Below are 13,982 nucleotides of genomic sequence, written 5' to 3'. Positions count from 1 at the left end.
ATTTCTACTAACCTAGAGCTATTACGTATTAACAGCTCCGCTGGTCTCTCGCATTATAGTGACCACGCGGGTGGCAAATCGACCTTACGTTCGTGCTCAATCCGCCACCATAAGTAGCGTTTTCGGAGACCCTCCGGCTACATCCACAATAACGAGTTCTAGTGAAGACGCTTATGGCATCACAAGCAGAACAATTCGGGGGTAGCGGGCCAGCACCGTCTCGCATTATGCGGGCGCTGGATATTCTGATTAAACAGGTCGCCGAGTTCGACACCTTAGTGTTGATTCGCGGTGAATCTGGCAGCGGTAAGGAAGTGGTCGCACGTAAGATCCACGAGTGTTCAGATCGTGCCGGTAAAGCATTTATTCCCGTGAACTGCGGCGCCATCCCCGCTGACCTGCTCGAAAGCGAACTTTTCGGCCATGAAAAGGGGGCTTTTACCGGCGCGGTAGCGAGTCGCCAGGGCCGTTTTGAAATGGCTGAGGGTGGCACCTTATTCCTTGATGAAATTGGCGATATGAGCTTGCCCATGCAGGTGAAGCTGCTTCGCGTTTTGCAGGAGCGCTGTTACGAACGTGTTGGCAGCAATGAAACGCGCAAGTGCAATGTACGCATTCTCGCTGCAACCCACCGCAATTTGGAGTCGATGGTCGACGAGGGCACCTTCCGTCAAGACTTGTTCTTCCGGCTCGATGTTTTTCCTATAGAAGTTCCCTCTTTGCGTCAGCATCCGGAAGACATTGAAATGCTGACCAGAAACTTCGCTGAGCGCTTGACTGAGCGCGGCATGAAACCGCCCAGTTTTTCAGCCAGTGCATTGCGAGCCTTACAGCGTTATAACTGGCCTGGCAATGTGCGCGAATTAGAGAACCTAGTGGAGCGCTTGGCCATCACTCACGGCGGGAAGCGTTTAGGCGTTAATGACCTGCCTGCCAAGTACCGCTTTGAGCTGGTCGACGACGATCAGCCAGTCAACGAGCGCGAAGATCAAGACGTGCTGATGGAGCTATTGCTTCAGCGCGAAGACGACGATCCGCTCACCGCTAATGCTGGCGCAACGCTTCCTGAGGAAGGTATTGACCTGAAGCATCATCTTCAGGAATTGGAGCAGGCCTTCATTAACCAAGCTCTTGAGCGTGAGCAAGGCGTGATTACCCGTGCTGCGCAGTTGTTAGGATTGCAGCGCACCACGCTGGCAGAAAAAATGAAGAAAATGGGTATTAGCCAGTAGGCTATTTTTTCGACAGAGTGCCAATGTTTCCTCAATGACAGGTAGTCGCTTGCCACAGTCACGCTTGTCGCTTGATAACTCCCGCCATTAATTTCTTATCGCCCCTTCTTTACGTCAATGCTGCGGATAGCGGTATCGAAAGAATTTTCTAACGCCGTGGGGTAGGCGCATTTATTTTACCTGCCACAAGCTTGTCGCTAGGCCTGTTTTTCGCCTGCCAAAATATTGTCAATTCAGTGTTTTGATTGCCTAAGTTATTGAAAAATATAATTAAAATTTGTTGGTATGGCTGTTGCATTGTCCCCCCTGAGTTAAACGATAGGGCAGTAACATGGCAGAAATACTCACATTCGGTTCCTCAGCGTCTCCTGCGACAGAGTCCCTCGCGATAGAGGCCTGCATGCGCGAGTTCGCGTCAACGCGTGTATTCCTGGAGCATTGCCATGCGACCTTGCCCGGTGTTGTTGGTGCTCTGCATCGTCGCATCGATGGGGGGGAAGCGAAATGAAACAGTTAATCGCCAAAGACCCCGCATCAATTGCTGTTCGCGATCTGGCGACGCGCGTTGCCAGGACGGATGCCACGGTATTGATTTGTGGGCAGAGCGGCGTCGGCAAGGAAGTTTATGCCCGCTACATACATGCGCAATCGCGCCGTGCTGACGGCCCCTTTGTTGCGGTGAACTGCGCCGCGATTCCGGAAAACATGCTCGAGGCCATGCTGTTTGGTTATGAGAAGGGCGCGTTCACCGGGGCGATAAGCAGCCACGCGGGCAAGTTTGAGCAAGCCCAGGGCGGAACGCTGCTGCTGGATGAAATCTCTGAAATGGATATTGGCTTGCAGGCCAAGTTATTACGTGTGCTGCAGGAAAAGGAAATTGAGCGTCTTGGTAGCCGACGCAGTATGAACCTGGACGTGCGCGTCATCGCGACCACTAACAGGGATCTGCGTGAGGCCGTATTGGCCGGCGAGTTTCGCGAGGACCTCTTTTACCGCTTGAATGTTTTTCCCCTTTGCCTGCCCGCCCTGTGTGAGCGCCGGGAAGATATCTTGCCGCTGGCCGAACACTTTCTCGAGCGCGATGAGTCTATCGACAGTGCGCAGTCGGTGCTGACTCACGATGCCCGCGAAAAACTACTTAGCTACGCTTGGCCGGGCAATGTTCGCGAGCTCGACAACGTTATTCAGCGCGCGTTGATTTTGCGCCAAGACCACCGTATTAGCGAAAGAGATATCCAGTTTGAGCAGGGTATGCAGCTGTTTTCCACGGCGACAACTGGCAGCGCCAGCGCGCCGTTGGATGGTTTTATGCGAGATCAGGAACGCCAGAGAATTAGCGACGCCCTGCGCCAGGGCCGCTCAAAGAAAGAAGCGGCCGAAATTCTCGGTATTAGCCCGCGCACCTTGCGCTACAAATTAGCCAGGCTGCGTGAGCAGCAATGCCTGCAAGGTTAATGGAGAGTTGTCATGTCAGACGGAATGAAAGTTGACTCTATCCTCAACCAGATACGTGCGCTGCGCGAGCAAAGCGCGATGCCAGGTGCCGCCGATGTGCGGGACCCGGGGCGCATTGATGCGGCACCGAAGGTCGATTTTTCGCAGATGTTGCAGCAGTCGCTTCAGGGGATTAACCAAACTCAGGCGAACGCCAGCCAGTTGGCAACGGCGTTTGAGCGCGGCGACCCGAATGTCAGCATCACCGAGGTGATGGTGAATATGCAAAAGGCCCAAGTCTCGTTTAAGGCCGCGGTGGAAGTGCGAAATAAGGTCGTTGACGCCTATAAAGAAGTGATGAGGATGTCAATGTGACAACGAGCGTGCTGCGTGTAAGAAAGGGTTTGAGTCATGGCTGATTCGCAAAGCATTTCTGTTAACAGTGTGTTGCAAAGCGCCGCCAAAAACGACGTGCTGCGCCAGCTGCTGATTCTGGTCGGTATCGCCGCCAGTGTTGCGCTGGGTGTTGCTGCAGTGTTGTGGTCGCAAAGTGGTGACTATCGTGCGTTGTACTCCTCACTACCGCCGGAGCGCGCATCGTCAGTTGTTGATGCGCTGAATGTGGCGGGAATTCCTTATCGTATTCAGGATTCAACCGGCGCAATAATGGTTCCAGCGGAGCAAATTTATGATGCGAGAATCCGTCTTGCCGGACAAGGCCTTGGTAAAGACGGCAGCGGTATGGCCATGCTGGAAAAGGAGCAGGGCTTTGGCGTTAGCGAATTTATGCAGTCAAAAAAATACCACTACGCGCTGGAGCAGGAACTCGCCAGCACCATAGAAAGCCTGCAGCAGGTACGCAGGGCAAGGGTGCATTTGGCGATCCCCAAGCAATCGGTATTTGTGCGTGACCGCAAAGCGCCGAGCGCATCGATTATGTTGGATGTGTACCCCGGCAGCGAAGTCTCTAAGCGCAATGTCTCGGCCATTATCAATCTGGTGGCGAGCAGCATTGGTGGTTTGAATGCCGAGGATGTCACCGTGGTGGACCAGCTGGGGCAGCAGCTCAATGAAAGCCGCAGTGATGGTGATCAACTGGAACTGAGTGATAGGCAGTTCACCTATCGCCGCCGCATTGAGCAGGCGTACGAAGAGCGGATCGCCGATTTGATCCGGCCCATCGCCGGCTCCGGCCGCGTTAGGGTAACGGTGGCCGCGGATGTGGATTTCAGCAGTGAGCAGGAAAGCCGGGAAAGCTGGAACCCCGACCGACAGGTGGTGCGCAGTGAACAGATTAACGAACAGCTCAATGGCGGCGCCGCCCAGGGGCGCGGTGTGCCGGGTGCCCTGTCGAATCAACCACCGCCAGCGGGTGTTGACGGCGAGGGTGGTGAGCAGGCGAATGCTGACGCCGGTAATCGCTCGGTTATTCGCAACTACGAAATCGAGCGGGTGCTGGCGCATAGCAGTAACCCCAGCGGCAGCTTGAAGAAACTCTCGGTCGCGGTACTGGTGGACAATCACCGCCGCGTGAACGAGGCAGGGGAAGTCGTCGTGGAGCCCATGACCAACCCAGAGCTTGAGCGCATGACATTGTTGGTGAAAGACGCAGTGGGCTTCGAAGAACAGCGCGGCGATCGGGTGACGGTGATGGCGGCAGATTTTCGCGAAACCGTAACCTTCGACGAAGAGGCGACGGGTCCTGCGATCTGGGAGCAGCCCTGGTTTGCGAATTTGGTGCGGCAGGTGTTGGTTGGCGTTGCCTTGCTATTCATCGTGTTTGCGGTGCTGCGGCCCAGCGTGAAAACCTTGCTGCAACACAAGGCGCCTGCGCCGGTGGCGAGTGCGGACGAGCCGGGAATAAGCGGCGAGCTGCAACAGCAGCCAGTGGCCGCTCTTGGGGCGCCGAACGCGGGGGGCTACCCTCAAGGCATTAGCTTTGAGCAGCAGTTAGGCGATGTTCGTGGAATGGTTGAAGAAGATCCGCGCCGCGTGGCGCAGGTCGTTAACAGATGGGTGACTGAAGACAATGGCTAATGCAAACGCCAGTGGCGCGACGGCAGCGCCAGCAATTCCCGGCTGTGAAAAGGCTGCGTTGTTATTGCTAATGATGGGCGAGAACTACGCGGCCAAGGTGCTGCAACATATCTCGCCCGACGATGTCGAGCGTATCGGTTCGGCAATGGCAAATATCAAACGTGTTGATAACCAGCGAGCGGTGGAGGTTGTTAAGGACTTTCACGAGAGTGCAGCGTCTGAAAATTCGCTCGCGGTTGGCGTTCAGTCCTATGTCCGCAAGATGTTCACCAATGCCTTGGGTGAGCAAAAAGGCGGCAGTTTGGCCAAGCGCGTACTCGGCGACGAGGCTGGCAGTGAAATGGATGAACTGCGCTGGGTTGAGCCTGAAGCACTGATGCAAATGCTCAAAGACGAGCACCCGCAAATGATCGCCATTACCCTCGCTCATCTGGAGCAGGAGCAAGCAGGAAAAGTACTGGCGCAGTTTCCCGAGGCGGTGCAAAACGATGTGGTGTATCGCGTCGCGAATATGAAAACGATTCCCGATGCGGCGATGACCCAGCTGCAAAATGTATTGAAGAAAAAACTGTCAGTAACGGCCAAATTAAAGAGCCGGGATATCGACGGCGCGGCGGCAGCGGCGGGCATAATCAACGGCTTGGACAGCGACGCCGAGACACGCATTCTCGATAGTGTTGCAAAAAATAATCAGGAGCTGTCGACCAAGATTCAAGACCTGATGTTTGTCTTTAGCAACCTGATTAACATCAGTGACAAGGGCATGCAGCAGTTACTTCGTGAAGTGTCTTCTGACCTGCTGCCAATTGCCTTAAAAGGCGCCTCAGAAGAGGTGCGCGAAAAAATTCTGCGCAATATGTCCAAGCGCGCACGAGAGATGTTAGTCGACGATATGGAAGCGCGCGGGCCAATAAAAATCAGCGAGGTTGAACAGGCGCAAAAAGAGATCCTCACGATTGCGCGTAGCCTGGCCGATAGCGGCCAAATTGATTTGGGTCGCGGCGGTGATGACTACATTTAAGCAGCGACAGGCTGAGGTGGAACGGTGACAGTGGGCTTCCAGCAATTTATTCCCAGAGACGTCGAGACGCCGGTGGCTGAGCCACCAGTCGACCAGACAACGCGACCAGCCAACAGTTGGCAGCTACCTGAAATGCGCGGTGGCGCCAGCAATCGTAGTCGGCCTGCCCCAGCGACTGACGCGCCAGCGGCGCTCGCCGATGAGGTCGTTGACGAGCTGGCCACGCTGCGTGAGCAAGCGCGACAGGAAGGCTTTGCCAAGGGTGAGGCCGAAGCGCGTACGCTGCTCGCTGAACAGAGCCAACAACTGCAGTTGGCAATGGCGGCGCTGCGCGAGGCGCAGGCCTGGCTAGAGGGCGAGGTGCAACAAGAGCTCATATTGCTGGCCCAGGAGTTGGCGCAGGCGCTGATTGTGAAAGAGATCGACGCTGATCCCGAGATTGTAACCCTGGCGGTAGAGCGTGCTGTTGCCATGCTGCCCTCGGCAGAGGGACATATTCAGCTGCAACTGCACCCCGCGGATGCGCAGCTGCTCAGGGACCATGCGGCCGTTGCCGAGCCACTCGCAGCTGCTTGGGACATTAGCGAAGATGCTGATATTCGCCGTGGCGGCTGCGTGATCAAAAGCCGAACCTCGCAGGTGGATCAGCGCACCGACAAGCGCTTGCAGGCCTTGCTTGAACAGGTACTCGTTGATGAATCTGGTCAAAACTAAAGCCGAAACACAACACGCTCTGGTCTCGCAACTGCGTGGCTTGCGCGAGCGCTTACATCACATTGAAGACACCGAACCCGCGGCTGAGGGTCAGTTGCGGCGTATTGTTGGCACTTTGCTAGAGGCCGAAGGCTGCAAGGCCGCTATCGGTGCCTATTGCGAGGTGGAGACTCTCGACGGCCAGTGGCTGGAAACCGAAGTGGTTGGCTTTGCCAGCGATCATCTGTTGCTAATGCCCACCGGCGAACTCCGCGGGGTGATGCCCCATGCCCGGGTGAGGCCGATTCGTAAAAGCTCCAACATCGCCGTCGGTGATGGCCTGTTGGGCAGGGTGATCGACGGCGCTGGCGAACCGCTGGACGGTCGCGGCCCGCTGCGCTGCAAGCAGCAGCGCCCGCTAAATTCTCCCCCGATCAATCCACTGGTCAGACGCCCCATACACCAGCCCCTGGATGTCGGCGTGCGAGCGATAAACGCCATGCTTACCGTGGGGCAGGGGCAGCGACTGGGTCTGTTTGCCGGCAGTGGTGTGGGTAAGAGTGTGCTGCTGGGAATGATGACGCGTTACACCAATGCCGATGTAGTGGTGGTTGCCCTGATCGGTGAGCGCGGGCGCGAAGTGAAGGATTTTATCGACAATATTCTCGGCGGCGATGAAATGCGCAAAGCCGTGGTGATCGCAACACCTGCCGACCACCCGCCGCTGATGCGTTTGCGGGCAGCGTGGCTCGCCAGTGCGGTGGCCGAACACTTTCGCGACCAGGGTAAGCAGGTGTTATTACTGATGGATTCGCTAACGCGCTTCGCGCAAGCTCAGAGGGAAATTGCCCTGGCGACCGGAGAGCCACCGGCAACAAAGGGCTACCCGCCATCGGTGTTTGCTCGCTTGCCTGCCCTGGTAGAACGGGCCGGCAACGGTCGAGAGGGAGGGGGCTCCATCACGGCGTTTTATACCGTGTTGGCAGAAGGGGATGATCAAAACGACCCCATTGTCGATTCTGCCCGGGCAATTTTGGATGGACACATTGTGCTGTCTCGAAGTTTGGCGGATGCGGGGCATTTTCCCGCGATCGATGTAGAGCGTTCGGTGAGTCGCGCGATGAACGACATTACCGACAAGGCGCATCAGTCGATGGTGCGTCAGCTGCGACAGCTGATTTCGCTTTATCAGCAAAATCGCGACCTGATTAGCATAGGTGCCTACCAGCGTGGTACCGACAGTCGAGTCGATCAAGCAATAGCGCTGTGGCCACGCATACAGGCATTTTTGCAGCAGGATTTTGATGAGTCGGAGGGCTTTGACCAATCCCTCGATAAACTCGCTGAAATTGTCACCTTCAATGATGACAGCAATATGCAGGACACTATCGTCCAATAGTGCACTGCGCCGGTAACCGGGGACGTTCGCTATGAGTCATGCCAAGAAGTCACAACGCCTCAAGCCCGTGCAGGAATTTGCCGAGCGCGAAGAGCAGGAAGTGGCGCAGCGCTATGCCGCGGTTCAACAGCAGCATCAGCAACACAGAGATAAATTGACCGAGCTGCAGCAGTACTATGACGATTACCGTCGCTCGACGGAAAGTCGTCACTGTGACCTTAAGCATCTCCAGGAAAGCCGTTTGTTTCTCTCCCGCCTGGCGCAGGCCATTCGTCAGCAGAGCGATACAGTGGCGCGCTGTGCCGCGCAGCTCGACGACATACGCCAACAGTGGATGACCGCGCGCCAACACAGTATGAGCATGGAGCAGCTGCTGGAGCGTTATAAGCGCGTCGAGCGTCGAGAACAGGATGCCCGCGAGCAGCGAGAGAGTGATGAGCTGTCATCGCAACGCTTCGTGTGGCGCCAGCGTCACGCCTAATCTGAACGGGCCTGTCAGCCTTACTATTATTCCCCCTCTGTTCTACCCCTTGCTCGGGCTTTGATACTCAAGTCAGCCAATCGCTTTGCGGAGCCATTGTGCGCGGTATGCCGAAAGTCCGCATTGGCACATCAATTGCTGTAATCCACTCAGTGACGATAACTTGGCAGCCGCCATTATCGCTGTGTCGACGCCATGCGGGACGTTTCCGCGCAGGGCTATCGGACAAAATGGGATGAAAATATGAATACTGTACAGGCCATTTTTGCATCACTTACCCCATCTGCTACGGGAACATCGCCGGACCTGGAGGGCCTGCCTCTGGCCGACGGCGACGCCGCGCCACTAGCGGCTTTCAGCGATTTACTCGCTGCGCAGCAAGCTCCTGACGCGCCGGTTGAGGGGATTAGTTTCGACCATTTGTCCGCCCAGGCGCTGGCGCGATTGGCGGGTGACGAGGCCGAGCTGCCGAGCCCTCAGGATGAATTAGTTCAGTCGTCTGATTTACTGAAGACCGACAGCGGCGAGGGCGGCCAGCCCTTGCCGCTAATCGGTCAACCATTGCCGCAAAGCAGTACTGTGTTACCACCGCAGTTATCCTCCTTCGGCGCGGTGGCTGAAGCGATTCGCAGCCAGCGTCCTGTTGCGCAGAACATAGAGGCGCCAGTGGTCGATGCAGCAAGTATCTCGGCCAGTACGCCGGTTAGTCCATCGCCCGGTGCATTGCCGGCCAAACCGCAAATACCCAGTGTCGCCATAGCTGCGGACCCGGCTGCTCAACAAGCTGCAGCGTCAATGGCGTCGGCGCCCATAGTGAATGCGCCAGTGACGCCGCGCATCGCCAGCGCGCCACCGGCCATTGAGGTCGCGAGTGTCGATGCGGGTGCCGACAGCCTGGAGTTTGCGGATCTGACGCGGCAGTTAACTATTCGACCAGCGCCGCCAGCTGATCGGGCGGCCGTTCAGTTCACCATTAGTCAAAACCCCATTGACGACCCCGCGTGGAGCCAAGCGGTGGCATCGCGCATACAGTGGATGGGCAGTACCGGAACGCAAACCGCACAACTGCAGCTGAACCCGGAAGAGCTGGGAGGCATTCACGTGCAGTTGAGTATGCAGGGCGACAAGGCGTCGGTGCAGTTCCAAGCTCAGCACAGCGAAACCAGCGAGTTGATCGAACGTTTGATGCCGCGGTTAAGCCAGGCAATGGAGCAACAGGGCATGCGCCTGGAAGAGGTCAAGGTGAGTCACCAATCCGCCTGGGCCGACGCACAGCAACAGCAGCAAAGTCAGCAGTTTTCTGACCGCGCTCAGCGCGGCGTGGTGCATTTCTCCGGCGATGCGGAGCCCGCTGGTGAGCCAGAGGCCAGCCGAGAAGACAGCGCATCTAAAGGAGCCCCAAGAGGGGATTCGGCGGTAGATGACTATGCATAACTAACCCCAGCATAGCTAACCCCGGTTTAGTTAATTCCGACTTAGCTCTCCCCGGCGTAGTGAATGCTAGTGCTGGCGAATCTTCTCGCGCCTGTCGCCACCGCTGAGGTGTAGACAGGCGCCGAACTGTCTGAACGCCTTCTCTTCACTTGCCGCCAATGGGCGGCCGCTGGTCTGCCAAATTCTTGGCGCGAGGGCCAAAAGCTTGCTTAACCTTATGAAATAAAAGCAAAAAAATATCTGGCATAGCCTTTGCAATTTTCTCTCTACGCGACATGTATTCGTTAGTTTTTTGGCACCTCACCGGTGAGAGAGAAGGGCAAAACGCAATGTTTAAAAACAAATTCGTATTGATTGGCTTGGTCGTTGTGCTGCTGGCGGCAACCGCAGGGGGAACGTGGTTTGTGATGCGCGGCAGTAATGAACCTGCTGCAGAGGCCGAAGCTGCCGCACCGGCCGTGAAGGCACCGATCATTCACAGCTTGTCACCTTCATTTGTGGTCAATCTCTTTAATGAGCGGTCTACGCGCTTCTTGCAGGTAGACGTTGAGGTTATGAGCCGCGATGAAGAAGTGATCTCAAAACTTGAAGACTACGAAGTTCGCATTCGCCACGAACTCATCATGATGTTCAGCAGTTTGACGAAGGAAATGATTAACAGCCTCGAAGGCCGCAAGGAAATACAGGCCATGACAGTGGCGACCATCAACAGTGTGCTCGAAGCGGAAACCGGCAAGGGCGGCATTGAAGATGTGTATTTCACCAAATTTGTGATGCAGTGAGGGCGCTGCCATGAGCGGTGTACTGGACCCCGAAGAACTCGAAGCGCTGATGGACGAAGAGCCAAAGGCGAACGACGACGGCAAATACAACCTCGCGCGACAGGATTACGCCGTTCAGCGATTGATCCCCACCTTGTCGCTCATTCAATCCCAATTTGGCAACGCGGCGGTTGAGCGTGTGCGAGAGTTTGTTAGCAGCGTTGAGAGCATTCGCACCGATCGCATTACGGTGATGAAATTCGACGAGCTGCAAAACACGCTACCCGCGCCCTGCAGCATTTCCTTGATCTCGGGTATGCCGCTGAGCAGCGACTTGTTGATTGCCTTTGAATCGGAGCTGGTCTTTAACCTGGTGGATCGCTATTTCGGCGGTCATGGCGGCGAAGCCGATGCCGCGCGGGAGCAGTTTTCCACATCCGAAATCAGCTTTATGGAAATTCTGGTCGGCGCATTGCTACCGGATATCGCGGTGGCATGGAAGTCGGTGATGACGTCTGCACCCGCTGTGTCCAGCCAGTGTACCGACCCGCGCTTACTCGAAGGCTTTAACGAAGCGGATTCGCTCGTCGCGACACGATTCGAGGTTTCCATTGGCGAATTTACCGGCGGGCTGTGGTCGGTGGTGCCCTGGAGCGCCATTGATGCCGTGCGCGACAGCCTGGCAGACAGCGGCGCATCCACAGGCAAGAAGCCCGCCAGTGAAGAGTGGCGCAGCCGTCTTTCGCAGCGGGTGGAGGAAGCGCCGGTTGAGCTGGTTGCCCAGCTTCCCAAAACGCAGCTGAGCCTCCAGCGTGTTGCAAACCTTAAGAAAGGCGATGTGATCCCGCTGGTCAGTGCCGAGGATGTGCTGCTCTGCGTGGCCGGGCAGGCGCTATTGAAAGGGCATTTTGGCAGTCACCAAGGTCAACTGGCCGTGCAGATCACAGGTTCTGCCAGCGCCAAAAAACCGATGCAGGAAGGGTAGGAAAGGACTATGGCAAACGATTTGAATCTGGACAAAATCCTCGACGTCAATGTGGATGTATCGGTGGAAGTCGGCCGGACGCGCATGAGCATTCGGGATATCAAAGCGCTCAATCAAGGCGCGATTATCGAACTGGATCGGGCGGCCGGCACCCCCTTGGACGTGCTGGTAAATGGCACCTTGGTGGCGCGTGGTGAGATCGTCGTCGTCAAAGAGAAATTTGGCATCATGCTGACTGAGGTGCTCGGGCAGGATGATGAGGAGGAGGCTGCGTCATGATCCGCGCCCTCCTGCTTCCCGTCGCGCTCGCAACGCCGGTTTGGGCTGAGGAGACCCAGGCGCCTGCCGCGGTAAATTTGCCCATTGCCGGCGGTGAAGACGTGATTGGGTTGCTGGGCAGCCTGATGCTGATGGCGGCCCTGCTAATAGCGGGGATGTGGTTTTTGCGCCGTTTGCGCGCCGCACAGGCGCCCAAGTTAAGTGGTATTGCTGTGGTGTCGCAAATCCCCCTTGGCGTAAAGGAAAAGCTGTTGGTTGTGCAGGTGGGCGATCAGAGTTTGCTGGTGGGGTGTACGCCCTCGTCAATGCAAACCTTACACAGCTGGCCGACGGCGGAGCTGCCGGAAGCGGAGAAAAGCAAGGACTTCGCCGCGCTGCTCAAAGAAAAAGCGGGCCATCTTCGCGAGGGTTTCAGCCATGCGCCTTAAGCCCCTGTTATTCCTCCTTGCTCTGACAATCCCCTCGCTGGCCTTAGCGTCAGACCCCCTGTCTCTGTCGGCGGTGAATAGCACGCCCAATGCGGCAGGCGGGCAGGAGTACAGCGTGTCGCTGCAGTTGCTGGCGATAATGACGGCGCTGACCATGCTGCCGGCGCTATTGCTGGGAATGACGGCCTTTACTCGCATCATGATCGTGTTGTCGATTTTGCGTCAGGCGCTGGGCACCGGGCAAACGCCGTCTAATCAAGTGCTGTTAAGTCTCGCGCTGTTTCTTACCCTGTTCATCATGTATCCGGTGGGCGAAGTTGCCTATACCCAGGCGATCGGCCCCTACATCGCCGAAGAAATGCCGTTTCAGGAAGCGGTCACACAGGGCTTTGCGCCATTTCGCGAATTCATGCTCAGCCAGACTCGCGAAGATGACATCGCACGCTTTGCTGCGATTGCCGGCCACGAGGCGTATCAGCAGCCCGAAGATGTACCCTTCACCGTGTTGATGGCGGCGTTTTTAACCAGCGAGCTAAAAACTGCGTTTCAAATTGGCTTCCTGGTGTTCATTCCCTTCGTTGTTATCGACCTGGTTGTGGCCAGCGTGCTGATGTCGATGGGGATGATGATGTTGTCGCCGATGATGATTTCGCTGCCTTTCAAAATCATGTTGTTTGTCCTGGTCGATGGCTGGAGCCTGATTATGGGTTCGCTGGCAGCCAGTTTCTTCCGGTGAGGTGCCTATGAATCCCGATACGGTTATTGAATTGGGTCGCCAGAGCATGAATATCACCGTGCTGTTGGCGGCGCCATTGTTGCTGGCAGCCCTGGCGGCCGGCCTGTTGATCGGTATGTTTCAGGCGGCGACACAAATTCAGGATATGACCCTGAGTTTTATCCCGAAGCTGGTGGTGCTGGTGGCGGTGTTGGGGATAACCGGCCCGTGGATGCTGCGGCACTTGCTCGATTACACCCGCCAGCTGTTTGAAATGATCCCGGTCTTAGTGGGATGAACGCGTGATGATTGCGGTCAATGAGGCGCAAATACTTTCGTGGATGGCCAGCCTGTGGCTGCCATTCGCGCGGGTGAGTGGCGTTATGCTCACCGCGCCGCTGTTTAGCGCTTCCTACATCCCCAATCGCGCCAAGGCACTGTTCTGCGTGGTGCTATGCATGTTGCTGCTGCCGGTATTACCGCCGATGCCAGCGATTAATATTCTCAGTATTGAGGGCATGCTGATACTGAGCAACGAGTTGCTGATTGGCCTGTGCATTGGCTTTATTGTGCAGTTGGTTTTCGACGGCATTATTTTGGCCGGGCAATTGATCGCCAACGGCATGGGCCTGGGTTTTGCGATGATGGTCGACCCGCAACGCGGTATTCAGGTGCCGGTGCTGTCCCAGTATTTGCTGATCATCTGCATGTTGTTGTTTGTTGCGCTGGAAGGTCACCTGGACCTGATCAGCTTGTTGGCACGCAGCTTTGAAATCTGGCCCGCAGGCGGTCGCCTGGTCTCGCCGGAGTCGCTAAGCGTTGTCTACCAGTGGGGCAGCGAGTTGTTTTCGGCGGCGGTGCGCGTGTCTATCCCTGCGGTCATTGCCCTGCTGGTTGTACAGGTTGCCGTCGGCGTGATCAGCCGTGCAGCGCCGACCCTCAACTTGTTTGCCGTGGGTTTCCCGTTGGCCATGCTTATGGGCTACCTGATTGTCGATCAATTAATCCCGAATTTACTTCCGGTTCTCAGCCAGTTGCTCGATCGCGCGCTGGCCCAACTGTCACTGTTTATAGGGGGCTGAC

General features: G+C 56.5%; 17 protein-coding genes. All 17 read left to right on the top strand.

Features of this window, described 5'->3' with window-relative positions; translation table 11 throughout:
- The first annotated feature begins 173 nt into the window (after positions 1-173).
- The 17 genes from AC2Q8J_RS05110 to fliR all read left to right on the top strand — a co-directional run bounded on the left by AC2Q8J_RS05110 (position 174) and on the right by fliR (position 13,981).
- The gene (locus AC2Q8J_RS05110) at positions 174-1,232 is read left to right on the top strand and encodes a sigma-54 interaction domain-containing protein (RefSeq protein WP_286694817.1); all 1,059 of its coding nucleotides are present in this window, start codon (positions 174-176) and stop codon (positions 1,230-1,232) included.
- A gap of 331 nt (positions 1,233-1,563) precedes the next feature.
- A complete protein-coding gene (locus tag AC2Q8J_RS05105; RefSeq protein WP_204996968.1) occupies positions 1,564-1,740 on the top strand; it encodes a hypothetical protein in 177 nt (58 codons plus the stop codon).
- Positions 1,737-2,687, top strand: coding sequence for a sigma-54 interaction domain-containing protein (locus AC2Q8J_RS05100; RefSeq protein ID WP_353886493.1), 951 nt, complete (start codon positions 1,737-1,739; stop codon positions 2,685-2,687). Before AC2Q8J_RS05105 ends, AC2Q8J_RS05100 begins: the two co-directional genes overlap by 4 nt.
- A gap of 12 nt (positions 2,688-2,699) precedes the next feature.
- Positions 2,700-3,041 (top strand): flagellar hook-basal body complex protein FliE, encoded by a 342-nt coding sequence (gene fliE, locus AC2Q8J_RS05095; RefSeq protein WP_027872879.1) that lies wholly within the window; start codon positions 2,700-2,702, stop codon positions 3,039-3,041.
- Between the two features lie 36 nt (positions 3,042-3,077).
- On the top strand, positions 3,078-4,703 hold the full coding sequence (fliF, locus tag AC2Q8J_RS05090) for a flagellar basal-body MS-ring/collar protein FliF (protein WP_286837692.1): 1,626 nt from the start codon (positions 3,078-3,080) through the stop codon (positions 4,701-4,703).
- On the top strand, positions 4,696-5,724 hold the full coding sequence (gene fliG / locus AC2Q8J_RS05085; protein ID WP_286837694.1) for a flagellar motor switch protein FliG: 1,029 nt from the start codon (positions 4,696-4,698) through the stop codon (positions 5,722-5,724). The genes fliF and fliG overlap by 8 nt, the downstream gene beginning before the upstream one ends.
- A 24-nt stretch (positions 5,725-5,748) precedes the next feature.
- Positions 5,749-6,438, top strand: a complete 690-nt coding sequence (locus AC2Q8J_RS05080; RefSeq protein WP_486452293.1) for a FliH/SctL family protein — start codon at positions 5,749-5,751, stop codon at positions 6,436-6,438.
- The gene (gene fliI / locus AC2Q8J_RS05075) at positions 6,419-7,816 is read left to right on the top strand and encodes a flagellar protein export ATPase FliI (protein ID WP_286694820.1); all 1,398 of its coding nucleotides are present in this window, start codon (positions 6,419-6,421) and stop codon (positions 7,814-7,816) included. The genes AC2Q8J_RS05080 and fliI overlap by 20 nt, the downstream gene beginning before the upstream one ends.
- A gap of 31 nt (positions 7,817-7,847) precedes the next feature.
- Positions 7,848-8,297 carry a flagellar export protein FliJ gene (gene fliJ, locus AC2Q8J_RS05070; protein WP_486452292.1) on the top strand — a complete coding sequence of 150 codons (450 nt, stop codon included), beginning with the start codon at positions 7,848-7,850 and terminating at the stop codon, positions 8,295-8,297.
- Positions 8,298-8,540: 243 nt separating this feature from the next.
- Positions 8,541-9,731, top strand: a complete 1,191-nt coding sequence (locus AC2Q8J_RS05065; RefSeq protein WP_486452291.1) for a flagellar hook-length control protein FliK — start codon at positions 8,541-8,543, stop codon at positions 9,729-9,731.
- A gap of 329 nt (positions 9,732-10,060) precedes the next feature.
- On the top strand, positions 10,061-10,513 hold the full coding sequence (locus tag AC2Q8J_RS05060; RefSeq protein ID WP_424144312.1) for a flagellar basal body-associated FliL family protein: 453 nt from the start codon (positions 10,061-10,063) through the stop codon (positions 10,511-10,513).
- 10 nt (positions 10,514-10,523) lie between these two features.
- Positions 10,524-11,477 carry a flagellar motor switch protein FliM gene (locus AC2Q8J_RS05055; RefSeq protein WP_486452290.1) on the top strand — a complete coding sequence of 318 codons (954 nt, stop codon included), beginning with the start codon at positions 10,524-10,526 and terminating at the stop codon, positions 11,475-11,477.
- A gap of 9 nt (positions 11,478-11,486) precedes the next feature.
- The gene (gene fliN, locus AC2Q8J_RS05050; RefSeq protein WP_051170889.1) at positions 11,487-11,756 is read left to right on the top strand and encodes a flagellar motor switch protein FliN; all 270 of its coding nucleotides are present in this window, start codon (positions 11,487-11,489) and stop codon (positions 11,754-11,756) included.
- A complete protein-coding gene (gene fliO, locus AC2Q8J_RS05045; protein ID WP_286837706.1) occupies positions 11,753-12,184 on the top strand; it encodes a flagellar biosynthetic protein FliO in 432 nt (143 codons plus the stop codon). The genes fliN and fliO overlap by 4 nt, the downstream gene beginning before the upstream one ends.
- On the top strand, positions 12,174-12,920 hold the full coding sequence (fliP, locus tag AC2Q8J_RS05040; RefSeq protein WP_204996979.1) for a flagellar type III secretion system pore protein FliP: 747 nt from the start codon (positions 12,174-12,176) through the stop codon (positions 12,918-12,920). Before fliO ends, fliP begins: the two co-directional genes overlap by 11 nt.
- A gap of 7 nt (positions 12,921-12,927) precedes the next feature.
- Positions 12,928-13,197 carry a flagellar biosynthesis protein FliQ gene (fliQ, locus tag AC2Q8J_RS05035; RefSeq protein WP_027872870.1) on the top strand — a complete coding sequence of 90 codons (270 nt, stop codon included), beginning with the start codon at positions 12,928-12,930 and terminating at the stop codon, positions 13,195-13,197.
- Between the two features lie 7 nt (positions 13,198-13,204).
- A complete protein-coding gene (gene fliR / locus AC2Q8J_RS05030) occupies positions 13,205-13,981 on the top strand; it encodes a flagellar biosynthetic protein FliR (RefSeq protein WP_286837742.1) in 777 nt (258 codons plus the stop codon).
- Position 13,982 lies beyond the last annotated feature (1 nt).

It is taken from the genome of Spongiibacter sp. C9W (genome assembly GCF_057370015.1).
Note: the sequence above shows the minus strand (reverse complement) of the source record. Positions and strands in the feature narration are given on the sequence as shown.